Origin of the sequence: Flavobacterium adhaerens, from assembly GCF_040045115.1 — a bacterium.
Classification (GTDB): domain Bacteria; phylum Bacteroidota; class Bacteroidia; order Flavobacteriales; family Flavobacteriaceae; genus Flavobacterium; species Flavobacterium adhaerens.
Map to the genome: position 1 here is coordinate 128,347 of NZ_JBDLZX010000003.1, position 26,478 is coordinate 154,824.

Consider the following 26,478-nt stretch of genomic DNA (forward strand, 5'->3'; position numbering starts at 1 on the left):
AAAAACACATACTTTTCAAACAATCATCGCTTATAAAATCATAATTCATGTCATTACTTATTCTAATTGCAAGTATTCTTTTGTTATTGATTTTAATTTCTGCTGCAAAAATCAATGCATTTATCTCATTGATTATAACAGCAATTTTTGTTGGAATTGTCAAAGGAATGCCCTTTACAGATTTAATCAACTCTCTCCAGCAAGGTATTGGCAGTACTTTGGGATCCTTACTCTTAATTATTGCTTTTGGCGTTGTTTTAGGAAATCAGCTCTCAGACAGCGGAGCAGCACAGCGAATAAGCTCCGTAATGATTTCCACTTTTGGTATAAAACATATCAAATGGGCGATGGTGATCACAGGTTTTGTCGTAGGAATATCGATGTTTTACAATGCTGGTTTTATCATATTGATTCCGATGGTTTTTGCTGTAGCCAATAGTACAAAGCAACCTATTATTTATCTTGGAATCGCTATGGCTTCAGCACTTTCGATCACACACGGTTTCTTGCCACCGCATCCAGGTCCAACGGCCATTGCGGTTATTTTTAAAGCAGACATTGGAAAAACATTACTTTATGGGCTATTGGTTTCAATTCCTGCCTTGATAACAGCTGGTATCATTTTTCCTGAATTTATAAAAAAAATAAAAGCTTTTCCTCCAAAGGGATTATTTGAATGTAAAACATTCTCAGAATCCGAAATGCCATCCTTTACAATTAGTATCCTAACAGCATTAGTACCTGTTCTTCTAATGGCATCTGCTACACTATGTGAGTTACTTTTGCCCGAGGGAAATACACTTCGATCGATTATACTATTCATAGGAAATCCAAATATCTCAATGTTGATTGCCGTACTTTTTGCCATAATAGCATTAAGTATTTTTCGCGGAAAAAAAATGAACGATATCATGGATAAATCAAGCTCCGCACTAAGCTCTGCCACGATGATAATTTTAATAATCGCTGCGGGTGGTGTTTTCAAACAAGTCTTGATTGATAGTGGCATTGGAACAGATTTAAGCGAATTATTTAAATCATCTTCACTCTCCCCGTTATTTTTAGGATGGTTAGTAGCAACTGTCATTCGAATTGCTTTGGGATCAGCAACCGTTGCAGGATTAACCGCAGCAGGAATAGTACAGCCATTGGTAATTACATCAGGTGTAAGTCCTGAATTGATGGTTCTCTCAATAGGAGCAGGAAGTTTAATGTGTTCACATGTTAACGACACTGGTTTTTGGATGTTCAAAGAATATTTTGGAGTAAGTGTTTCGGACACCTTTAAAACATGGACTGTTATGGAAACTATTATTGGAGTTATGGGATTATTTGGGGTTTTAGTACTAAACTTATGGATCAAATAGAAAGCGAAAAAAAATGCTATGTTGGAATTGATATTGGAACTACTTCAACAAAAGCAGTATGTTTTGACTTAGCGGGAAATGTAATCAAACAAATTTCTTACTCCTATCCAATGTATCATCCAAAATCCAATTGGAGCATACAAAAGCCACAAGAAATTCTTGATACTGTTTTGAAATGCATTACTGAAATTACAAAAGAGATTCAACCTGAGTTCATCAGTTTCAGCTCGGCAATGCAAAGCATAATTGCAGTCGATAGCACTGGAAATCCTCTTACAGATGTTATGGTATGGGCAGATAATAGAGCCGAAGAGATTGCCAACACAATCAAACAATCCGAAAAGGGATCCCTTTTTTATCAAAAAACAGGAATCCCGATTCATCCGTTTTCTCCATTTACTAAAATAGCCTGGCTCAAGGAATATGAACCCGAAATCTTTAGTAAAACAGATAAATTTATTGGCATAAAAGAATATGTTTGGCATCATCTTACTGGAGAATATGCTACAGATACATCAATGGCCTCTGGCACAGGACTACTCAATATTCATACTTTGGAATGGGATACTGAAATACTTGACTATTTAAAAATAACTCCTGAACAACTCCCGCCAATCTACAATATTACTCATCAAGCAAAAGGTCTTTTGGATAATTTGGTTTATGTACTTGGTGGTGGAGATGGCGCTTTGGCAAATTTAGGTACGGGAGCTATGAATGAAGGATTTTTAGCCTTGACCATTGGCACTAGCGGAGCCGTAAGATTACCTATAGAAAAACCTTTTATTGACTCACGAATGCGAACACAATGTTATCATTTGATAGACAATCAATACCTTACTTTGGGTGCTGTAAACAATGGCGCAATCGTATTGCAATGGCTCAAGGAAACATTTTTGAAAACAACCGATTCTTATGAAACACTCTTTGAAGAAGCCGAAAAAATTCCAGCCGGTTCTGATGGTTTGCTTTTTGTTCCCTATATATTAGGCGAAAGAGCTCCAATTTGGGATGCATCAGCACAAGGAACACTTTTAGGGATGCAAATCACACATACCCAATCTCACTTAGTTAGAGCCACTTTGGAAGGCATTCTGTTTGGATTATTTCAAATTACCGAAATTCTATTACCCGACACTGAAAAAAGGAAACAAACTACAATTATGGTCAGTGGAGGATTTGGAAAAAGTGAATTCTGGCTTCAAATGGTAGCCGATATTTTTCAAATGGAAGTGGCCACAACCAAAACCATCGAAGGATCGGCTTGGGGAGCTGTTTTAATTGGTTTGAAATCAATCAATACTCCTATAACAAACCCAACTAAAATTGGAAAGACCTACTTTCCTAACCCCAAAAACAAACAAGTATATAACGCTTCGTTTCTTAAATTCAAGAAAGTATATACTACATTAAAAGATTTATAAAGCAAATCAAAAACAAAGCAATCTTAAATCTCTTTCCTGAAAAACATATTTTTTCTTTTATTCCCCCTTTACCTCATACTGTAGGAATAATCTTTTACAATTTATCGTAAGAGACAATTCTGAAAATATTTTTCGGAATTGCTTTTTGATTTAAATACAGCTATAAATATTGTAAATCATCACTTATAGTGATGAATGAAATTTCACCTATAAATATATTTGCCAAAAATAAATTTTATAAAATGAAAAAATCATTAATTCTATTAACACTATCATTGCTATTCTTTTCTTGCTCAAATGATGAAAGCAAAGAAAACGAATTACCAAACCCATTGAGTCAAGAAGGAACTAATATATATGTGGGAGGTCATGATAAAATTTCTGATATTAAAGTAGCGACAATTTGGAAAAATGGCGAACCAACAATATTAGGAGATGGAGTAAGAAATTCAGATGTAAATTCCGTTTTTACAACAACTAGCGATGTGTATGCTGTAGGTTTTCAAGTAAACTCAAATCATGATTATATAGCTACAATTTGGAAAAATGGAAATGCAATCGATCTAACTGATGGTTCAAAAGAGTCGGTAGCAACTTCGGTATTTGTATCAAATAATATTGAGTATGTAGCTGGTTATATAAATAAAGCAAAATACAATTGGTCAGCAGCTACCATCTGGAAAAATGGAGTAGAAAGCACTCTTTCAAATTTAGAAAGAGAAGGAAAAGCCAACTCCTTATTTGTACAAAACAATGATGTATATGTAGTTGGATATGAAACGAATCATTCTAATGACTGGCCTGTAGCAATGATCTGGAAAAATGGAGTAGCCACCAGTCTTGGTGTTGATGGAAAAGAGTCCGAAGCAAACTCCGTTTTTGTTTCAGGCAAAAACGTATATGTAGCAGGTTACTCGAATTTAGCAAATGGCTCTCTAGGAAATAATGTAGCAAAAATTTGGATTAACGGAGAAGGAACCGAAATTACAGACGGCACAAATGATGCTTACCTAACTGGTATTTCTGTAATCAATTCAGATGTGTATGCTATTGGAGCCGAATATGAAGACGGAAGGTATGTTGGAAAAATATGGAAAAACGGAGTGCCTTCAGTATTAACACAAGGAACATATGGCATTATACCAAGTTCACTTTATGTAAGCCCGAATAATATTTATATTACTGGTAATCAAATCGAAGAAAATAGCACAACAGCAATATTGTGGAAAAATGGCAACATCAACACAGATTTAACTAACGGTAATAGAGCAAATACTGTTTTCTTAGGAAATTAAAAACACAGCACTATCCCAAAAAATATGTCAGCTTAAAAAATAGGGGTTAACTTTTTAATTAAAGTTGACCCCTATTTATAATTATCAAAACGATAAAGAAACCTAAATGATTGCTGGTTTTAATCGCTAAGTTTCAAAAGTTGGAGATAAACAAAAAAATACAATTGTTTTTGACCACTTTACCATTAAAAAAGTCTGAATCTAAATGAATTTAAATTCAGACTTTTTACAATTATTTAAAAGCTTTTTTCGCTATTAATTTAGCTAGTGTTTTGGCTGTTTTGGCGAAACCTTCTCCAATTCTAGTTTCATCACTAAAATTACTTCCCCATTGGTCTCCAGGTGCTTCTTCGCTTGAGATTTCCAATACCACATTCTCTTTATTAGCTGTTTCGACAAATTTTAAATTAGTAGTTACCTTTGCTGGTTGTTTCATAATTCCAGCATCCCAACCTGGATAAATCCACACGGTTTGAACAATTAAGGTGTAACGAGTATTTAATCCCTCTTGAAAATTTAGATCTTTCTTTTCTTTAGTTAAAACAACATTCGCGATTTCTAAAAACTTAGGAGTCCAAATCTGATCTTTGGCTACTACCCATTTCTTGTACCAGATGTTACCGTTCCCTTTTGCTTTTTCATCTAAATATTTTTTATGATCTTCGATATACTGAGCTTCGGTTTTTTTCTCTTTCATCATAGTAAAATTACTATAATCAAAAACTGTATTAATTTCTTTTTGATCCTTCAAAAAATCAAAGTTCCCTTTTACAATTTGGATATCTTGACCAAAAGAAACTCCCGAGATAAATAATAAGCCAACAATTAGTTTTTTCATTTTAATAGTTTAATTAAGGTTAATTTTAGGAATCAAAAATAGTTAAAACAATCATTAAAAAATACTACAAAATAATTTAAAAAAAAAGTGAAGCCAAACGAATTCGGCCTCACATTTTCCATAACTAACTAATCTTTTATACTACCAGAACTTAACATATAAAGCAGCAATTATCAACAAAGTAATTACAATCATTATAGTTGTTTGTGGTTTTAACTTGAACATTTCTGTATCCAATTCGAAAGCTTTTGGATTTACTTTTGGTCCGAACATACTGATAACGATCATCAAAATCATTGTAAACAAGAATGATAATCCCATACAAATATGGAATGGAATTTCGTAAGTTCCTTTTGCAGTTTGGTAAGCTGTGTAAAGGAATGTTTGGTTTCCAAATAATGCAGGTGCAAACTCATTGAATAAAACAGATAATAAGAATCCAGCAATTACCCCAACAATAGCGGCTGCTCCAGTTGTTCTTTTCCAGAACATCCCTAAAAAGAACATAGCAAATACTCCAGGGCTAATGAATCCTGTATATTTTTGGATATACGTAAAACCTCCTACACCACCAATTCCTAATACATCATCCCAAGTAAATAAAACTGCTAAAAGCATGGCAGCAAATACAGTATATCTTCCGATGTTTACTTGTGCGTTATCAGATGCATTTTTTTGGATATATTTTTTGTGAACATCTAAAGTATAAATAGTAGAAATACTGTTTACTTTACCAGCCAAAGAAGCTACAATCGCAGCAGTCAAAGCCGCAACAGATAAACCTTTGATTCCTGTAGGAAGGAAAGTTAACATTGCAGAATAAGCTCCGTCTTTACCTCCAACCAATTGTGGTAATCCACCATTTTGGTACAAAACATAAGCTGCAATACCTGGCAACATCACGATAAGAGGCATTAATAATTTTAAGAATCCAGCAAACAAAATACCATTACGCGCGGTTTGCAAATCAGCTCCCAAAGCTCTTTGTGTGATATATTGGTTACATCCCCAGTAATTCAAGTTAATAATCCAAATACCTGCTGCATAAGACATCAAACCAGGAAAAGTAAGATACTTGTCAATATCATTTTGAGTAAATTGTGCTGAAACCTGTTGAGTAGGTTCTGGAATAATCATTTTGAAATGCTCAGGAGCTTTTTCCATCAAAACTTGGAAACCAGCAATAAAATCGTTTCCTAACCCAAAATGTTCTGCCACAACAGTCAAAGCAATGTATGAAGTAACTAAACCTCCAATAATCAAAACAGCTACTTGAATAACATCTGTATAAGCAACTACTTTCATACCTCCTAAAGAGATAATTAAAGCAAATACTGCTAATCCGATCATAATAGCATGTAGATATTCTCCCCCTGCTAAACCATTAATAGCAACAGCTCCTAAATATAAAATAGAAGTCAGGTTTACAAAAACATACAAAAACAACCAAAAAATAGCCATAATCAAAGCTGTAGATTCGTTATATCTTTGTTTCAAAAATTGAGGCATGGTGTAAATCTTGTTTTTCAAGTAAACAGGAATAAACCAAACAGCAACAATAATCAAGGCGATAGCTGCCAGCCACTCATAAGCAGCAACAGCAATTCCTAAAAAGAATCCTTCACCACTCATTCCGATAAATTGTTCAGCTGAAATATTAGAAGCAATTAATGAAGCTCCAATTGCCCACCAAGAAAGTGATCCTTCTGCAAGGAAATATGCTTTAGCATCGTGTTCGTTTCTTTCTCTTTTTCTATATACGATATATCCATAAGTCGCAACTACGACAAAATAGATAATAAAGACTGCATAGTCTGCAAAAGCTAGGTTTTGACTCATGAGTAAAATTGTTTTTTTTAAAATTAATAATAAAGGGTTATTTGTTTGTTCTCTAAAAATAAAATGTACTTTTTTGGACTGCCAATATAATATTTCTTCTTTATAAAACTAAGTAATTTCGCATCCAAATAAAACATAAAATAAAAAATGTGTTATTATTTCATCCTTTTTTTATGAATTATGGAAGCCAAAAGTAAAACAAAAATATGTATCTGCAATACCTATAAATGTATTTTTTACATTTATTTTTTGTTTTATCAATAAATTGACCTCTCAAGGATTAAAAGAATAATAATTATCAGCAATAACCCCTGATTTGTAATTTTATTAAAAAGATTTATTTGCTTTTATAATGCACCTCTGGTAAATCCTTCAATACAGCAGCACTTTTTTCGGGAGTTATATCCCTTTGTGCTTCACCCATCATTTCGTAGCCTACCATAAATTTCTTTACTGAAGCCGATCGCAACAATGGTGGATAAAAATGCATGTGAAATTGCCATTCTGGGTGTTCCTCTCCATCAGTTGGAGCTTGATGAATCCCAGAAGAATACGGAAAAGAGGTTTCGAAAAGATTATCGTATTTTATCGTTAATAGCTTTAAAATGCTGGCATAAGCAGTAACTTCTTCGGCTGTAAATTCAGTAATCTTTTTAATATGACGTTTACTGATAATCATGGTTTCGAATGGCCAAATTGCCCAAAAAGGAACCAAAGCTACAAAATGATCATTCTCAATTACGATACGTTCTTTCTGTTTTAACTCCTCAGCTAAATAATCTAACAAAAGGTTAGAATTATTTTTTTCGAAGTATGCTTTTAAGCTATTTTGAGTTTTTTCTACTTGAGTAGGCAAAGAAGATTGTGCCCATATTTGTCCATGAGGATGAGGATTACTACATCCCATAACACTTCCTTTATTCTCGAATATCTGTACGTGGTTAATATAATCTACACTACCTAAGTCTGTATATTCTTTTTGCCAAGTTCTGATGATATTTTCAATTCCTGGAAGATCCATTTCTGGCAAAGTCAAATCATGTCTAGGCGAAAAACAAACCACGCGTGCTATTCCACGTTCTGGTCTAGCTTTGAAGAAAGTTGGCTTAGTTTCCTCCTCGAATAATATAGGTTCTTGTTTTACGGCAGCAAAGTCATTTTCGAATACGAAACTAGATTCATATTTTGGGTTATTTTCTCCATTAGCGCGAACATTTCCTGGACATAAATAACAGGTTTCATCATAATGCGGTAATGCATCAGTAGCTATTTTTTCGTTTTGTCCTTGCCAAGGTCTTTTGGCACGGTGTGGTGACACCAATACCCATTCGTTAATTAATGGATTAAAACGTCTGTGCGGATCTTCGTTTATATCAAAATTTCTCATCTTAATTCAAATTATGTAATGATGTTCCGTTACCGATTTTTACATCATAAATTTTTAATTCAATATCAAAAGCTTCTCTATATAGTTTAGTAAGCTTAGATTTTATAGCCTCTTCTTCTCCTTTTTTAATCAAGTTAATGGTGCATCCTCCAAATCCGCCTCCCATCAATCGAGAACCAATAACTGCTTTTTCTTGTTTCAAAGTATCTACAATAAAATCAAGTTCTTCGCAACTCACCAAATATTCTTTAGATAATCCTTCGTGAGTTTCAAAAAGCAGTTTTCCTAACGCTTCGATATTTCCATTATCTAATGCCTCGCAGGCTAATGCCACACGATTAATCTCCTGAACCACAAAATGGCAACGATCAAAAACATTAGACGTCATTTTATCTTTTAAGCTAAGAACATGGTTTTCGTTACAATCTCTGAAACTAGTAATTTCAGGATAATTATTTTTTATGATAGAAAGTCCTTCCTCACATTCTTTACGACGAACATTATATTCCGAAGTCATTAAGGAATGTTTGACATTAGAATCAAATAATATCAAAGAGTAATCGCTAAAATTAGCATCGTGATAAGTATAATCTAAGGTCTTGCAATCTATTTTGATTACTTTGTTTTCTTGTCCCATCACGCTCGAAAACTGATCCATAATTCCGCAGTTAATACCAACCCAGTGTTCTGCTTTTTGCCCCATCAAAGCAATATTTACTTTTGGAATTTCTAAACCAAAAAGCTCTTTGATACCAAAAAGAGTTCCACACTCTAAAGCAGCAGATGAAGATAAGCCAGAACCTGTTGGGATATTACTACTAAATACGCAATTGAAACCTTCAAACGAAAAACCATTATCCTTCAATTGTTTAATAACTCCCAAAATATAGTTTGTCCAAACAACATCACTCAAAGCAACTTCCTGAGTCAAATCTACTTCAAATTCTTCATTCAAATCGATAGCTACAATTTTAGATTTTTGGGAATTGTTTTTTGCAAAGGCAAAACAAATGATCTTGTCTATGGCTGCAGGCAAAACATACCCGTCATTATAATCGATATGCTCACCAATTATATTAATTCTCCCAGGTGAAAGAACCACTTTTTCAGGAGTACTACCAAATTTCTCTTGAAAAAAAGCAGTCGTTTCTTTGATTAATAAATCGTTCATTATGTTTATTTTTTTGTATTTTATTGTTCTATTTTATTGTTGTGAGCAAGTTTGACATAAAAAATCGTTTGAATGGTTCAACTTTCAAATTATTCTTTGAAAGCATCTAGCGCCATAGATGGTTTACCATCGGCTCTCCAAGCACTCAACTCATACTGACTCCAAGATTTCGCTCCTTGAGGCTCCCAATAGATCACTCCTAATCCTTTATTATTAGGAACAGCTCTTACAGCTTTTATAACCGCTACCAACATGTCGTAGGTGTTTTGCTCTTGTGTATCAATGCCACCAACCTCAACTACCATAACTTCTTTATGGTAACGAGAAGCCATATCATTTAAATTGAATGCTAAATCATTGATGTTTTCTTTGTAATCTGTTTTGATCCAAAATGGGTAGTAAGACAACCCAATTACATCATATTTTACTTTGTTTTCTTTGGCTTTATCAAAAAAACCTCTAAACTTTTTGTTGTTATTTCCTTCATCTAAATGCACAATAACCTTAATGTTTTTGTCAACTGCTTTTGTCGCTTCGTATCCTTTATTTAACAATTGTGCCAATTGTGGAAAATTATCTGTGCTTCCATCAGGCCATAACATCCCACCTGGAATTTCATTCCCTATTTGAACCCATTCTGGTGTTACACCTGCTGTTTTTAAAGCTTTCAAAACATCTTCGGTATGAATATAAACATCGTTTAGTAATTCTGGAAAGGAGTGGTTTTTCCAGGCCAAAGGTTTGTTTTGTTTCCCTGGATCTGCCCATGAATCACTATAATGAAAATCGATCATAATACGCATACCCAATTTTTGAGCACGTAGAGCCATTGCCACAGTTTCTTCTTTACTACAATGTCCTGTTGATCTATCGTCAGAAGGATTTACCCAAACACGTAATCGAACGGTATTCATCCCACGATCTTTCAACAATTGCAGACAATCTTTTTCGGTTCCATCAGCATCATAAAATTTATAACCTGTAGCTTCCATTTGTGGCAACCATCCGATATCGCCTCCTTTGGCAAATGATTTATTTTTATTCTTTTGTGCTATTGCTGTTGTTGAAGTACATAAAACAACCAATAGTAAAATTTGTAGTGTAGAAATTATTTTTCTCATATTCTTTTAATTTAAACTGAACGCTTCAAAAACAGGCAAAGCTTTATTACTAAAATCATAGAATGCTTGATTCTCAAAAGTTGAACCATCTTCAGCTTTATCTCCTTTGAAAGCAACCCATTCTCCTCCCCAATAAGCAAAACCAATTCCTGAATTAGTTGATTTTACTAAATCTTTAATAGCCAACACAAAGCTTTTTTGACCCGCTGGAGTGGCAGGATAAGCTGGAATCAATTGATCATCTTGTCCAACTATATTATTAGTCCAATCATTATAACCTAAGGTAAATGGGTAAGCCGTTTCAGCAATAAGTACTTTTTTGCTGTACTTAGACCCTAAAGCATCAATTGTAGTTTTTACAACTGATAAATCTTTACCATGCCAAATTGGGTAGTAAGAAAGTCCGATATAATCATAATCAACCGCTTTTACTTTGTTAAAAAACCAATCAGTATCAGTTCCTTTAACACCAGCATAGTGAATCATGATTTTAGCTGAAGTCGATTTACTACGAACTGCAGCACTCATCGTTTTCAATAAATCAACACATTGTGTTTCGTTTGTAGTCAATTTCCCTTGAGGCCACAAAACACCGTCATTGATTTCATTGCCAATTTGAATAATATCTGGATTAATATCCGTCATAATTGTTGTTGTGTAAGACGCAACAGCAGCTTTCAAATTAGTAAAAGACAAGTCATTCCATTCTGCTGGAATAGTTTGAAAAGCTGGATCAGCCCATTCGTCTGAATAGTGAACCGTTAACCAAACTTTTAAACCAGCTTTTTTTACACGAGCCGCAAGAGTTTTAACCTCTGTCAATCCAGAATGCCCATCGGCTGGATTTTTCCATAAACGAATACGGATAGTATTACAGCCAGAATTTTTCAAGGTTGTTAACATATCTTCGGCTTTACCATTATTAGTAAGAGTTACGCCAGCAGCTTCTACCTGTGGTAAGAAAGAAACATCAGCAGCTCTGATAAAATCATCAGTAACTACTGGTGGTTCTACAATTGGATCTGTATCTGGCGAATCACTGCTAGAACACGCCAATTGAAAAATTAACATTGCACAAATTGATAATGAATATATGACTCTTTTCATATTGTTATTTTTTTAATGAATATTATCTAATAGTACCTGTACTACTAGCACTTTTTTAGGTTCAAACTATAATACATAGACTAAGTAACAAATTAACACACAACCACTATTCTATTGCAATTGTGTTATTTAAAAACAATACATTCTAAAAAACATCCTTATTAATGCAACCAATCCTTGTTAAAGTTTCTTTCTCTATTACCCACAAAATCAAAAGAATCCTTTATAGAAACATTCATTAATTATGAATTACGTTTTATTTTGATGTTTTTATTTTTAAATATAGAAATTCAAAAATAAAACAAATTTGAAATCCTACATACCAGTACCTACCAGTTTTTTAAATCTTAAAAAAAACCTCGAATGCGAACCATTCGAGGTTTAGATTTATCTTAAATATTAAATTCTAAGTTCACTATTGTAAAGTGATCGTTTTTGCATTGCCATCAATAGTCAGCACATAAGCACCAGGTGTTCCTACGAATTTAAAATTAGCATCACCACTACCGTCATTCTCTAAATTAGCATCGATTGTATAACCTGCTTCTTCATAATACGTGAAGTTGTTATTAGTATCCCAAGTATTAAAATTTTGAAAGAATCTGAAAACACCATTAGATAGGATTATTGATGCTGACCAAACATTAGGTGTAGCTTCAACGAATTCTACAGTACTAGTATTGAAAGCCCATCCTCCAGGTACTGCATCACCTACAGCCCATAAGTTAGAAGAAAGTGTCATTACGATTGTTTTGGCTGTGTTGTCTATTGTAAGAGTATAAATTCCTGGAGTCCCAACAAATTTAAAATTACCATCACCATCACCAGCAGCTTCTAAATTAGCATCAATAGTATAACCTTCTGATTCGTAGTATCCAAAGTTTAAAGCTGCAGACCAGTTTCCTGATTCTTCGAAAAATCTAAAGTGCCCAGCTTGGAATTTAGCTTTAAATTCTAATACATTATTATTACATTTTAATTCCCCTTCTGATTTGAAATTCCAAGCGATGTCTGTTAGAGCGTCTCCAACTGCCCAAAGTGAAGGACAAGCTGTTCCAGCAGCTACAGTTTCGATCCATTCTATAGAAATAACTTGTGCTTCAGATAAGGTTTCGTTTGCACCATTTGTACCAGCAGATGCTTTAACTCTAAAATAAACTTGCCCTTTATTATTAGCAGTACCATCAGTATTAGTAGTAAGTGGATCACCATCAAGGCCTAACTCTTTTGCAAAATCTAACAATTGATCAACAGTAACTGGCATATTATTTTCGCTTGTAGTACCTACAACTTTGTAGCCAGTAAAATCTGCATTAGTAGCACCTTGAAGTTCATAAGTGATATTGGTTTGTACTCCAAAATCAGCAGATTCCCACATAAAACGATCCGCAACGTTTGTTTTTGTTGCTGGTGATATTAAATAGTTAGCTGCAAAATCATTAGTGAATACAATACCATCTACATCAGCTTTTGCTACAAAAACTGGAGAATCATCGTCGGTACAAGCATTGAAACTCAATAATGCTGTAAATGCTATAAATAGGAAGATTAATTTTTTCATTGTATCTATATTTTTATTTTTTGTCTATATTTTATTAGTAACCAGGGTTTTGAATAAGATTAGGATTAGCTGCTATACTTGCTTTAGGAATTGGAAACAATTTGTATATATCCTTAATTCCAATACCGCTAACTATACCACCTTTCCAAGACCAATTGTAAGCACCACCAGTAAATTTTCCGAAACGGATTAAATCCTGTCTTCTGTGTGCTTCACCATACAACTCGACCATTCTTTCGTTTAGAATTAAGTCTAAAGTAAGATCTGCTGTAGTAATTGTATTGGTGTTATTAGCTCTAGAACGCAATTGATTAATATAATCTCTTGCTGTTACCGTTGATCCGCCACCACCTCTAAGAACCGCTTCGGCATACATTAAATATACATCTGCAAGTCTAAACATTGGGAAATCGGTGTCCACCATTTCGGTAGCAGAACCATTTGCCCCTGTTGATGTTTTATTAGACCATTTTGCCGTAATATAACCTGTTCCGTAATTGTTCATGTTCGTCATCTCGATGGTTCTATCTTTGCTGATGATAGTATTTCTGTCATCGTTATCATAGTTTCCATTAAGCATCGTTTCAGAGAATTGTTTGGTAACTCTTAATCCACCAGCCCATCCAACAACTCCGAAATCAGCTGCATTTTGTTCTAAAGATCCAACTTGAGCATTAATCATAACGGTAGTTGGCCCGTAATTTTGAGTTACTACACCATCAGAAACGATAGGGAATATAATTTCATTTTTGGCCGAATTACTATGGTTATCAGCATTAAAATTATTTGCATAAATTGGAGATAAAGTATATCCAGCATCAATAATATTTTTGCAATTAGCTAAACACAGATCGTACTTTTTCTCACCAATAAAGACTTCGGCATTCAAATAAATTTTAGCTAACAACATCCAAGCAGCAGCTTTATCAGCACGAGCATATTCGTTTTGACGAGCATCTTTTAATTCTGGAAGAATTGCATTGATTTCAGATTCGATAAAAGCGAATAATTGCTTGCGATCATATTGTGGAGACTGATAAGCTCCAACGGGATCATTTTCGGTAACAAATCCTGCTTTACCAAATAAATCCATTAAATGATAATACGATAATGCTCTTAAAAAACGAACTTCAGCTCTATAGGTTTTAATTTCACTACGCAATTCAGCACTCACACCACGACTATCTAATTTAGCATCTGCAGTTTGCCTAAGGTATTCATTAACAAAGGCAATTCCAGTCATACATCTTCCAAAGAAACCTCTAATGATAACATTATCAGATGTCCAAGTGTTATTGTTTAGTCCTTTTAATCCTGGGTCATTTTCCCAAGACCATTTAACTTCATCTGTGGTTAACTCTTGCAAATTCCAAAAACCTCTTCCGTACTGGCTTGTTCCTGGATCTAAACCAGTAATATTAGAGCTTGCAGGACCTGATGCTCCAGTAAGGCTTAAATTACCATACACCCCAGCTAAACCTTCTTTGTAAGATTCTGGATCAGAATAAAATTCATCTACCAACAGCACATTAGGATCTTCAACCTCAACATTAAGGTCATTTGTACAGCTAACAAGCACTGCAGCAACACCTAAAATGTAAATTATTTTATGTTTTAATATATTCTTCATCCTGTTTTTTTTTTTAAAATTTCATATTAGCTCCTATCAGAAAAGTTCTAGGACGAGGAGTTATTGAATTATCGATTCCGTTGCTAAATACCTCAGGATCTAAACCTGAATAATTGGTAATTGTAAATACATTTTGCACACCAGCAGATAAACGTATTGAGGAATTCGTATTGAATGTATTCTCAAATGTATATCCAAGAGTTACATTGTCCATTTTTAAAAACGAAGCGTTTTCGATATAGTAATCAGATAACAATACTGTTTCACTAGAATTAAAGTTCGTATCTAAAACAGAAGTTGGTAAGTTAGATACCACAGAGCTATTTCTTAATAAACTATATTGAGCTCTAGTAGCATTTGAAGCATTATAAACATAATTACCTAAACTAGCTCTCATATTAAATGATAAGTCTATGTTTTTGTAATTCATATTAGATGCAAATCCCATAGTTACTGTTGGCATACCATTATGGTGAATATATAAATCAGAATCATTAATGATATTGTCTCCATTTAAATCAGCATATGCTCCTTCGATAGGGTTACCTCCTTCATCATAAATTTGTTTATAAACGTAGAAAGAATATGGAGTATAACCTACTCTGTGTATTTGCGCAGTTGCACCATCACCAGCACCTGAACCAGTAGCTCCAACTAATTGATCTTGGTTTAACGCTAAACTTTCGATTTGTGTGTTTATAAAAGTACTATTAAAATTAGCATTCCAATTGAACCCTTTTTCATTTCGAATGATATCAGCATTAACGGTAAACTCAAGTCCTTTTGACGTAAAATTACCAATGTTTTGGAATCCAGAGTTACTAAAATTAGAACCTTCTGAAATAGCTGCATTGGCAAGCAAATCTTTAGATTCTTTATAGAAACCTTCAATTGTGGTAGTCAATCTATCATCAAAAAAACCAAAATCAAAAGCCGCATTATAAGTGGTTGTTTCTTCCCATTTCAAATCTTCATTTCTAAATTGTGGAATTGCAATATTAACAATAGTGTTTCCAAAAATGTATTGAGAAGTTGGTAAACCTGTTGTATATCTTGACATATACAAATCTAAATTGGTTTGTCCGATATCTTGCTGACCCGTAACACCCCAACTTAATCTTAACTTCATATTAGAAATTGTTTCAGATTCTGGGAAAAAATCTTCTTTGATTTTCCAAGCAAAAGCTGCTGCTGGGAAATTACCCCAACGGTTATCTTCGCTAAAACGAGAAGTACCGTCTCTACGATAAGATAGTGTAAAAAGGTATTTATCATAAAATGAAAGATTTGTTCTTCCAAAGAATCCAATTAAAACCAAATTTGGATCAATATTAGTAACCGGAGCACTATCTACACCATCATCTAACAATTCATTAGTATTATATCTTTCGTTAGTAAATTTTTGATACGAATAACCCACAGTCGCATCTAAATTTAAAACTCCAAAAGTTTTTTTGTACGCTAAATATCCGTCCAACAATTGATTACTCATATCGTTAGAGTACTCTGTTGAAGAACCTACAATACGCCCATCAGCTTGAGAAAGCGGATTTTGGTCTGAAACTCTTGTGTAACCATCAGCCGAACTTTTATCCAATCCTAAGTTTAGAACTACAGATAACTCAGGCAAGAAATGAAAGTTATAGTCAAATTTCACATTCCCATAAAATCTTTTTACTTCACTTCTGTTGTTTCTTTGTAAAAGTTCAGCAACAGGATTCAATGGAGCAAGTGGAGTTAAATCACTTTTGTTAATAACCCCATCATTATTGTCTTTATAATATTGAAAGTAACCTCCAAATGGTGAATTTGCATCGTAAACAGGTTGAGTAGGATCAAAAGTTATGGCGTTCCCTTGTTGTCCTGCAGCGAATCTGTTTTTCTCTAAAGATACGTTTGCATTCACACTAACTTTTAAGTGGTCTTCAAACAAACTTGGATTCAAAGACACCGATCCAGTGGTACGTTGAAATCCTGCAGTCAACATCAAACCTTCTTGTACTGTATTACCAAAAGAAGCTCTAGACGGAATTTTATCAAACAACATTCCGTTTACCGAAGCATTCAAATTAGAGGTAAGACTCGTTCTGTATATTTCTTTTTGCCAATCTGTATTTGCATTCCCTAACAAAGGCAACAATGTAGGATCTTTTTCGCTTATTAAAGTTCTAAGTTCATCTGCACTAAAAACATCCATTGTGTTGGCTAAAGTATTTACCCCCATACTTACATCCACGGTTGCTGATAGTTTTTTTGCACCTCTCTTTAAAGTAATCATAATAACTCCATTTGAAGCTCTTGAACCATAGATGGCAGTTGCAGATGCATCTTTCAAAACAGAGAAAGACTCAATATCACTTGGATTGATCGAACTCAATATAGAGCGAGAACCTCCAATAGTATTGTTATCTACTGGTAAGCCATTAATTACAATTAAAGGATCGTTTGAAGCTCCTAATGAAGCTCCTCCACGAATTCTGATAACGGATCCAGCTCCTGGGTCTCCTCCTGTTGCAATAGATAAACCAGCTACACGACCCGTTAAGAGATTTTCAGGAGTAACAATATTTCCTTTATTAAAATCTTTTGCAGTAACCAAAGCTACCGCTCCTGTAGCGTCTTTCTTTTTTACAGAACCATATCCTACTTGAATTTTTACTTCAGCTAGTTGGTTTTCGTCCGAAGTAAGATTCACCGTAAGTGACTTTTGATTAGTAAAAACGATAGTTTCGTTTTTGTAACCTACAAAAGAAAAAACAATTTTGTCTCCCTGCTTCACATTAGAAATTTGAAATTTCCCGTCAAAATCAGTTGCAACGCCATTCTTTGTTCCTTGTACATTTACATTTACTCCTGGTATGGATTGTCCTGAGCCTGCGTCTCGAACAATCCCATTTACTACATTCTGCGAGATGGCGCATAATGGAAGTAGGAGAAATAAAAACAACAACTTCTTGTAAATTTTTTTCATACTTTTTTAATTAAATTGATTGTGGTTTAGTTATTAATTCATGCGTGGGTTTATAATTGTAATCTTGGGTAATTTTCAATTTGTTTTTACAAATGCTTATTAAAGATTCATTCACAAAAAAACTACAACACTCCTAAAAGACTGGTTATTGACAACTTGACATAGATTTCTACTCTTTTGCGTCCAAAACAAAAACAAAAGCAATTGTTATAATTATTCTTGTTTTTATAAGAAATCCACACCTAAATAGCTCAAAAAGAATGTAATTAATTATTAATGAATTATTTTTTGCTAATAATTAAATTTCAAAATTATGTGTTAAATAAACATTTCAATACCAGTACCTACCAGTTTTTCGTATATTTGTTCAAAATCCAACTCTAATTATGAAAATAATTTCGATTCAAAATAACCTTGGAATTCCAAAATACAGGCAAATAATCAATTCAATTGAAAAGGCAATTGAAGAGGAAAAACTTACAAAAGGAGACCGCCTTCCATCGGTAAATAAAGTGTGTTTAGCTTTCTCTTTATCGAGAGACACAGTCTTATTGGGGTATGATGACCTTAAAAAAAGAGGAATAATTTATGCCATACCAGGCAAAGGCTATTATGTAAAAAGTACTGAAATCACTATAAAACAAAAGATTTTTTTGCTCTTTGATGAGCTTAACATTTTCAAGGAAGACATTTATAATTCCTTTTTAAAACATATTGGGAAAAATGTTCAGGTTGATATTTTCTTTCATCATTTTAATGTTCAAGTTTTTCAAAAATTGATAAACGATTGCAATGGCAATTACACCAAATACATCATTATGCCAACTAACTTAATCGATGTAGTTGATTTTATAAAAACCCTACCAGTAAATGATGTAATTATATTAGATCAAACCAATGACGAGCTAAAATCCTATCCTGCGATTTATCAAAATCATAAAAAAGATATTTTTGAAGGACTTCAAAAAGGGAAATCCAGAATTAGCAAATACAGCAAACTCATTATGATTTTCCCTGGATTTAGAGAACCTCCCGCTATGAAAATTGGTTTCGAAAACTATTGCAAAGAACACGAGATTAATTATGAGATTATTCAAGAATTTATAGATACCGAAATAACTATTGGCAGCGTTTATATTATTCCAAACGATCGAGACTTAGTTAGAGTAATCGAAAAAGCAAGAGAGCAAAACTTAAAATTAGGAACCGATTTTGGCATTGTTTCTTACAACGAAACTCCATTAAAAAAAGTAGTTGCCAACGGGATTACAACCATTTCGACCGACTTTACCACTATGGGAAAATTATTGGCTCAGATGGTTCTTACAGGAAAAAAGGAAAACATTGAAAACAAAAGTGCCTTAATTCTTAGAAATTCGTTATAACTCTAATTTCTTTCTCTAACCATTTAACAACTAAAATCACATTAGTTTGAATTTTTTAAATAAGAAGGCCGATTTATCAACCTTCTTATTTTGTTTTAACTTAAACTAAACCAAATTGTCTTATAATTAATCAATACAAAGGAAGCTGTATTTCGCAAAAACAAACGTGGGCAAATTAGAAAAAAACAAAGGTCAATTTCGCAATTTCAAATTTTAACATTATACACTTCTCTAATAAACTCAATAGGCCTGACAATAAAAAAAGCTCAAACCTTTTGGGCTTGAGCTTTTTACCATCACCTAAACGATGTGTTATTTTTTTATAATTTTTTGTTGGTAATTTTGACCGTCTTCAAAATAAATCTGAACAAAATATAACCCTTCAAGCAAATTACTCATATTGATAGAATTCCCAATTACTTTACCAGCCTGAACCATTATGCCTCCCATCGACACGATTTGATACTCTTGTGGTGTAGATCCAGAACTAATATGCAATAAACTACCAACTGGATTTGGATATAATGACACACTAGTACTTTCAGTTGTAACCAATTCTTTGAGCGCTACTTTTGAGGTACTACTTCCCCAAATATAGGAATAACCATCTGTTTTACTCAACAAATCAGCAGTCTGGTTATTTGTTCCACTTGATCCATTATTAAAAATCAAGTTAATCGATGTTGGACCTACAATTGTATATTTATAAAAACCATTGGTATCTGCTACCATCGTTACTCCTGGCCAAGTTGTATTGGCTACACTACCTGTAGGTACAGCACTCCAATAATGTACTTTTGGTGCAGCTGTCCAAGAAGTAGGTGGTTTAAAATAAACCGTTATAGTTGGCACTGTTACAAAACTATAAACCTCTGTTTTCACCGCAGACGAAGTTCCTGCTGTATTTTTTACAAAAGCTTTCAAAGTCGTATTTGCGGTAATCGCTAATGATTTTGTCCCAACTGCCGAAGCTGAAGCAGTTGTTGGCTCAGTCCCATCTGTAGTATAATAAATAGTCGAAGTATTTACATTGGCTGTTAGAACTACATTTACCGTTGTTCCTGTTGTAAAAGTTCCTCCTGCTAGTGAAATCGATAAATCTGGAGCCACTACAGGACATCTTCCTGAAGGTTCTGAAGACAACCATCCTCCATCATAATATTTAACACCTGCCGTAGCATTTAAATCACCCGTTTTTAATGTCCCATCATTGAAAATCAAACTTGAAGCACTTACCGTTGACGGAAAAGTATAACTATACCAATCTCCACAATCTGGAGTCATAGCAACTCCTGGCCAAGTCACCGCTGTCGCTGTTCCTGTTGTTGCCCAATAGTAAATTTTTACAGCAGAATTCCATGTTGAGGGCTTTTTGAAATATACAGTAAAAGTTGTTGGAGCAGTAAAACTATAAACCTCTGTTTTCACCGCAGACGAAGTTCCTGCTGTATTTTTTACAAAAGCTTTCAAAGTCGTATTTGCGGTAATCGCTAATGATTTTGTCCCAACTGCAGAAGCCGAAGCAGTTGTTGGCTCACTACCATCTGTAGTATAATATATAGTCGAAGTATTTACATTGGCTGTTAGCACTACATTTACCGTTGTTCCTGTTGTAAAAGTTCCGCCGGTCTGAGAAATCGATAACTCCGGAGCAGTAACTGGGCATCTGCCTGCTGGCTCACCCGAAAGCCAACCGCCGTCATAATATTTAATACCCGCTGTCGCTGTTAAATCGGCTGTTTTCAAAGTCCCATCATTGAAAATAATATTTGAAGCACTTACCGTTGACGGAAAAGTATAACTATACCAATCTCCACAATCAGGAGTCATAGCAACTCCTGGCCAAGCCACCGCTGTCGCTGTTCCTGTTGTTGCCCAATAGTAAATTTTTACAGCAGAATTCCATGTAGAAGGTTTTTTGAAATATACAGTAAAAGTTGTTGGAGCAGTAAAACTATAAACCTCTGTTTTCACCGCAGACGAAGTTCCTGCTGTATTTTTTACAAAAGCTTTCAAAGTCGTATTTGTGGTAATCGCTAATGATTTTGTCCCAACTGCAGAAGCCGAAGCAGTTGTTGGCTCACTACCGTCTGTAGTATAATATATAGTAGAAGTATTTACATTGGCTGTTAGAACTACATTTACCGTTGATCCTGTTGTAAAAGTCCCGCCTGCCTGAGAAATCGATAACTCCGGAGCAGTAACTGGGCATCTGCCTGCTGGTTCGCCCGAAAGCCAACCGCCGTCATAATATTTAATACCCGCTGACGCTGTTAAATCGGCTGTTTTCAAAGTCCCATCATTGAAAATAATATTTGAAGCACTTACCGTTGTCGGAAAAGTATAACTATACCAATCTCCACAATCTGGAGTCATAGCGACTCCGGGCCAAGCAACCGATGTTACTGTTCCTGTTGTTGCCCAATAGTAAATATTTACAGTAGAATTCCAAGTTGAGGGTTTTTTGAAATATACAGTAAATACAGGAAGCTCCCCGAAAGTATATGTTTCGGTTCTTACAGTTGAACTCACGTTGGCCGTATTTTTTACAAAAGCTTTCAAAGTCGTATTTGCGGTAATTACTAATGACTTTGTCCCAACTGCCGAAGCTGATGCTGTTGTTGGCTCAGTCCCATCTGTAGTGTAATAAATAGTTGAAGCAGAATTATTGGCTGTCAAAACCACATTCACCGTTGTTCCTGTGGCAAAAGTTCCTCCAGATTGTGATACTGTCAAACTAGGTACATCTACAATACTTCCTTTATCCCAAATTGCAAAACCTGTTCCCGATAATTGTAGAACCCAGCCTGTGCCAGAAGGTGACCAATTATCTGAACCTAACTTCATAGCTACTTTATCATCAATGATAGCGGCATACAAGTTGTTAGTAGCGGCAACAATGTTTAAGTTTGAAGTACTACTTAATGCGTTATCTTTCCTAATTTTAATCATGGCGTCAATTTGATTTTTGATTCCCCAATTAAAGTAATGTGGCCACCAAACCATTGGAATACCTGGATGTGTCAACAAATAAGCATATCCTTTTAGCACTTGATCTCCAGGAAAAACCCATAAATCCTGTCCATAAGGACTTGGCCCTGTATCATGATTATCCAGCATGGTCACCGCATTAGAAGCCCAAACTCCTATTAAGCCAGAGGCTTTTCCAGCACCATCTTTTAAGTAACTCAAATTATTATCTCTAAACGCATTTTGCAAAGCGCTTTTGGTTGCAAAATCAAAGGCTGTTGATGAAGCCGTTGCTGTACCCGCTTTGGTATAATCCATCCATTTTACAATTCTATCTCTATTGCCTTCCAGCAATTCTCCTACAGAAAAGTAAGGATTTGTGGCATCATTATATTCTTTTATGTATTTTCCATCATATCCATGTACAAAATCATAACGCCAACCATCAAAACCAATGTCGTTTTTTAACCAATTCATCCATGTTTTGATACCATCTCTAACTAATGGGTTTGAGTGATCTAAGTCTCTTGCCGCAGCAAAACCGCCTGACTCGCCTGGTGATTTTAAACCTGCAGCTACTGGGTCATAATCAGGATTACCAGTCCCTTTTTGTCCAGAAGCAGTTATATTTGATGTATTACAAATAGACCAAGTTTCGGCTGGTGTGTTCCAAGAAGGCGTTGAAAAATCATACCATCCGAGAGTTCCGCCACGATGATTAATTACAATATCGGCGATAACTTTGATATTTTTTGAGTGCAAATCAGATATCAAGGACGACAATTGAGCTTGTGTTCCCTGAGCATTATTCAAATCATACCATACAGTAGGAATATATCCCATTCCCCCTGTTGACTTACTTGGTGGTGGCAACCATATGGCATCAAAACCTGCAGTCTGCAATGCAGAAGAGTTGTTCTTTACAACCTCATACCACTTGGTTGATGATGCATCTGTAGTCCAATGGAATCCTTGCATCATTACTTCTTTACCTGTTGCTTTTGCTTGCGAAAAAACAGTGGAATTAAAGCACCCTAACATTACTATTAATAATGTAATTATTCTTTTCATAGTTTATGTAATTTCGGTTAATATTCTACGAAATTATCATTAAAAAGCATTTATTTTTACATATTTAATTTTTAAACCTTAAAAAAATCAGAATAATTAACACTCTAACGTTGTAGTATTTTGTTTTGTTAATAAATAGTTAAATGCTAAATCAACAAAATGAATATCAAATAGTTAAAAATAAATTACTTTTTTAATTCCTACAAAATAATTAAACTCTAGAAAAAGAAGCAAAACCTGAAAACAAAACAAATGTTATCCAAATTTTGATAATATTTATTTTTTTGTCTTTGTAAAACAAATTTGTATATATTTGCAAATGTATTTTTTACACTTATTATTTTTTTCTTCTTAACCACTCAAAAAGAGTGCGTTAATACTATTAAAAAAAATACCTGAATTAAATGCCGAATAAGAGCGATTCATTTTTTATAAAATATAAATCCATTATCATCTAATTTAAAAAATCAAAAAATCTATTAAACTTAAAATAATTATGAACCAAAAAATCGACCAATTAGCAGCAGACAATATCAGAGCGTTGGCTATTTCAATGGTAGAAAAAGCAAAATCAGGACACCCAGGAGGAGCTATGGGAGGAGCTGATTTTATGCATATTCTTTACACTGAATATTTAAATTACGATCCAACCCAAATGGATTGGCCTTTCAGAGACCGTTTTTTTATGGATGCGGGACACTTATCGGCTTTGATGTATGCACAATATTACCTGTTGGGTAACTATAAAAAAGAAGATGTTCAACAATTCAGACAATGGGGTTCTGTAACTCCGGGACATCCAGAAGTGGATGTTTTAAGAGGAATCGAAAACACTTCTGGTCCTTTAGGACAAGGGCACGTAATGGGAATAGGAGCTGCTATTGCTGCTAAATTTCTTGATGCTCGTTTCCAAGGATTGTTCGGCCACAAAATTTACGGTTTTATTACCGATGGAGGAATTCAAGAAGAGATTTCTCAGGGAGCGGGTAGAATTGCAGGACATTTGGGATTGAACAACTTCATTATGTTCTATGATTCAAATGACGTACAACTTTCGTCAATGACAGATGAAGTAACATCAGAAGATACCGCTTTGAAATACCAAGCTTGGGGATGGAATGTAATCACTATCGATGGACACGATCATGCTCAAATTCGCAAAGCTTTGGATACTGCAAATAGCGAAATCGAAAGACCAACCCTAATTATCGGAAAAACCATTATGGGTAAAGGTTGTGTAACTGCAGATGGCGAAATGTATGAAGGCGAATGCGAATTGCACGGTAAACCAATTGGTGAGACCAAAGCAGATTACATTAAAACTTTGGAAAACCTTAAAGCAAATACAGAAGATCCGTTTGCTATTTACACAGAAGTAGCTACTCATTATGCTGAAATTTTGGCTAAAAAAACTGAAAAATCAGCTTCTATAAAACAACAAATTGCAAAATGGGAAGCTGAAAACCCTGCATTGGCACAAAAAATGAACCAATTTTTATCAGGGGAATTACCAGAATTGGATTTGAGTAAAGTAGCTCAAAAACCAAACGCAGCGACCAGAGATGCGTCATCAGCTGTATTAGGTTATTTGGCAGAAAATGTAGAGAATATCATCGTTTCTTCGGCCGATTTATCCAACAGTGACAAAACTGATGGTTTCTTGAAAAAGTCATCTGTATTGCAAAAAAACAATTTCAATGGAGCCTTCTTACAAGCTGGAGTAGCCGAATTGACTATGACTTCTATAGCCAACGGTATTGCTTTGCACGGTGGTGTAATTCCAGTTGTAGCGACATTCTTCGTATTCTCAGATTACATGAAACCAGCGATACGTTTGGCAGCTATTCAGGAATTACCGGTAAAATACGTATTAACTCACGACTCTTTCCGCGTGGGAGAAGACGGACCAACACACCAACCCATCGAACAAGAAGCACAAATGCGTTTGTTGGAAAAAGTAAAAAACCACAAAGGACATGCAAGCTTACTGGCATTGCGTCCAGCTGATGCTATTGAAACTTCGGTAGCTTGGGATTTGGCTTTGAAAAACAAAAAAACACCAACCGCTTTAATCCTTTCCAGACAAGGAATCAAAGATATTCCTGCGGTAAGTTCTAGATACGAAGAGGCTCAAGCAGCTGCTAAAGGAGGTTATTTGGTAAAAGAAACACCAAATGCTGATATTACATTAATTGCTAACGGATCGGAAGTTTCTACTCTTATCGAAGCTGCTGCAATTTTAGAAAAAGAGCACGATTTGAAAATCAATATCGCTTCAATCATCTCTGAAGGCTTGTTCAAATCACAACCAAAAGCTTACCAAGAAAGCATCATCCCAAAAGACAAATTAGTATTTGGATTGACTGCTGGATTGCCTGTAAACCTTGAAGGATTAGTTGGTGATAGCGGCAAAATATTTGGTTTGGATCACTTTGGTTATTCAGCTCCAGCTGGTGTATTAGACGAAAAATTTGGATTCAACAGTCATAGTGTGACTGCCGAAGTTTTGAAATACATTGAAGAAAGTACCAAAATAATTAATAACTAAGCTACTAAGTTTCTGAGATTCTATGTTTTTATCTCAGAAACTTAGATTCATAGTAACTCAAAAAAATATAAACCCAGAATCTTAGTAATTCAGAAACTTAGATTCTTAGAAACTAAAAAAAAATGAAATTTTTTATCGATACAGCAAATTTAAAAGACATCAAAGAAGCCAATGATTTAGGAATCTTGGACGGAGTAACAACTAATCCTTCGCTAATGGCAAAAGAAGGAATCACAGGAGCGGATAACATCCTTGCACATTACGTAAAAATATGTGAATTGGTTGATGGAGACGTAAGCGCAGAAGTGATTTCGACTGATTTTGAAGGCATGATTGCCGAAGGTGAAAAACTAGCAGCATTGCACCCACAAATTGTGGTAAAAATACCGATGATTAAAGACGGAATCAAAGCGTGTAAATATTTTTCGGATAAAGGAATCAGAACCAATGTTACACTTGTATTTTCGGTAGGCCAAGCACTATTGGCGGCCAAAGCTGGTGCCACCTATGTTTCGCCATTTTTAGGAAGATTGGATGATATTTGTACAGATGGTATGGGATTGATTGCCGATATCAGACAGATTTATGACAATTACGATTTTCAAACGCAAATTTTATCAGCTTCTGTTCGAAATACGATGCATGTTATTAATTGTGCCAAATTAGGATCGGATGTAATGACAGGTCCACTATCATCAATTACAGGATTATTGAAACACCCACTTACAGACAGCGGATTGGCTACTTTTCTAGCCGATTATCAAAAAGGAAATAGTTAGTTAAATAGTTTGGT

Annotated in this window: 16 protein-coding genes; 6 read left to right on the forward strand and 10 right to left on the reverse strand. The window is 34.6% G+C overall.

Annotation, left to right across the window (positions count from 1 at the left end):
* Positions 1–47: 47 nt before the first annotated feature.
* The 3 genes from ABEB18_RS05220 (at position 48) to ABEB18_RS05230 (ending at position 4,086) form a co-directional block, all read left to right on the forward strand.
* Complete coding sequence (locus tag ABEB18_RS05220) at positions 48–1,367, forward strand: gluconate:H+ symporter (protein WP_348798082.1); 1,320 nt, start codon at positions 48–50, stop codon at positions 1,365–1,367.
* A complete protein-coding gene (locus ABEB18_RS05225; protein ID WP_348798083.1) occupies positions 1,355–2,791 on the forward strand; it encodes a gluconokinase in 1,437 nt (478 codons plus the stop codon). Before ABEB18_RS05220 ends, ABEB18_RS05225 begins: the two co-directional genes overlap by 13 nt.
* Positions 2,792–3,033: 242 nt before the next feature.
* Positions 3,034–4,086 carry a hypothetical protein gene (locus ABEB18_RS05230; RefSeq protein ID WP_348798084.1) on the forward strand — a complete coding sequence of 351 codons (1,053 nt, stop codon included), beginning with the start codon at positions 3,034–3,036 and terminating at the stop codon, positions 4,084–4,086.
* A gap of 232 nt (positions 4,087–4,318) precedes the next feature.
* Here the strand turns inward: ABEB18_RS05230 and ABEB18_RS05235 are convergent, their stop codons facing one another.
* From ABEB18_RS05235 to ABEB18_RS05275, 9 genes are all read right to left on the reverse strand, one after another.
* Entirely contained in the window at positions 4,319–4,924 is a 606-nt protein-coding gene (locus ABEB18_RS05235; protein WP_348798085.1) for a hypothetical protein, read from the reverse strand.
* A gap of 141 nt (positions 4,925–5,065) precedes the next feature.
* Complete coding sequence (locus ABEB18_RS05240; protein ID WP_348798086.1) at positions 5,066–6,763, reverse strand: sodium/sugar symporter; 1,698 nt, start codon at positions 6,761–6,763, stop codon at positions 5,066–5,068.
* Between the two features lie 337 nt (positions 6,764–7,100).
* On the reverse strand, positions 7,101–8,150 hold the full coding sequence (locus tag ABEB18_RS05245; RefSeq protein ID WP_348798087.1) for a UDP-glucose--hexose-1-phosphate uridylyltransferase: 1,050 nt from the start codon (positions 8,148–8,150) through the stop codon (positions 7,101–7,103).
* 1 nt (position 8,151) lies between these two features.
* Complete coding sequence (galK, locus tag ABEB18_RS05250) at positions 8,152–9,321, reverse strand: galactokinase (protein ID WP_348798088.1); 1,170 nt, start codon at positions 9,319–9,321, stop codon at positions 8,152–8,154.
* Positions 9,322–9,410: 89 nt separating this feature from the next.
* On the reverse strand, positions 9,411–10,442 hold the full coding sequence (locus ABEB18_RS05255; RefSeq protein WP_348798089.1) for a glycoside hydrolase family 53 protein: 1,032 nt from the start codon (positions 10,440–10,442) through the stop codon (positions 9,411–9,413).
* 6 nt (positions 10,443–10,448) lie between these two features.
* On the reverse strand, positions 10,449–11,549 hold the full coding sequence (locus ABEB18_RS05260) for a glycoside hydrolase family 53 protein (protein WP_348798090.1): 1,101 nt from the start codon (positions 11,547–11,549) through the stop codon (positions 10,449–10,451).
* Between the two features lie 415 nt (positions 11,550–11,964).
* Positions 11,965–13,110 carry a SusE domain-containing protein gene (locus ABEB18_RS05265; RefSeq protein ID WP_348798091.1) on the reverse strand — a complete coding sequence of 382 codons (1,146 nt, stop codon included), beginning with the start codon at positions 13,108–13,110 and terminating at the stop codon, positions 11,965–11,967.
* Positions 13,111–13,144: 34 nt separating this feature from the next.
* Positions 13,145–14,740 (reverse strand): RagB/SusD family nutrient uptake outer membrane protein, encoded by a 1,596-nt coding sequence (locus ABEB18_RS05270; protein WP_348798092.1) that lies wholly within the window; start codon positions 14,738–14,740, stop codon positions 13,145–13,147.
* Between the two features lie 13 nt (positions 14,741–14,753).
* Positions 14,754–17,711, reverse strand: a complete 2,958-nt coding sequence (locus ABEB18_RS05275) for a SusC/RagA family TonB-linked outer membrane protein (RefSeq protein WP_348798093.1) — start codon at positions 17,709–17,711, stop codon at positions 14,754–14,756.
* A 386-nt stretch (positions 17,712–18,097) separates the two neighbouring features.
* On the opposite strand from ABEB18_RS05275, the gene ABEB18_RS05280 reads away from it, so the two are divergent.
* A complete protein-coding gene (locus ABEB18_RS05280) occupies positions 18,098–19,096 on the forward strand; it encodes a GntR family transcriptional regulator (protein ID WP_348798094.1) in 999 nt (332 codons plus the stop codon).
* 312 nt (positions 19,097–19,408) lie between these two features.
* Here ABEB18_RS05280 and ABEB18_RS05285 read toward each other — a convergent pair whose 3' ends face one another.
* Entirely contained in the window at positions 19,409–23,137 is a 3,729-nt protein-coding gene (locus ABEB18_RS05285; protein WP_348798095.1) for a starch-binding protein, read from the reverse strand.
* A 496-nt stretch (positions 23,138–23,633) separates the two neighbouring features.
* On the opposite strand from ABEB18_RS05285, the gene ABEB18_RS05290 reads away from it, so the two are divergent.
* Positions 23,634–25,685 (forward strand): transketolase family protein, encoded by a 2,052-nt coding sequence (locus tag ABEB18_RS05290; protein WP_348798096.1) that lies wholly within the window; start codon positions 23,634–23,636, stop codon positions 25,683–25,685.
* Between the two features lie 122 nt (positions 25,686–25,807).
* On the forward strand, positions 25,808–26,464 hold the full coding sequence (gene fsa / locus ABEB18_RS05295) for a fructose-6-phosphate aldolase (RefSeq protein WP_348798097.1): 657 nt from the start codon (positions 25,808–25,810) through the stop codon (positions 26,462–26,464).
* The last annotated feature ends 14 nt before the right edge of the window (positions 26,465–26,478 follow it).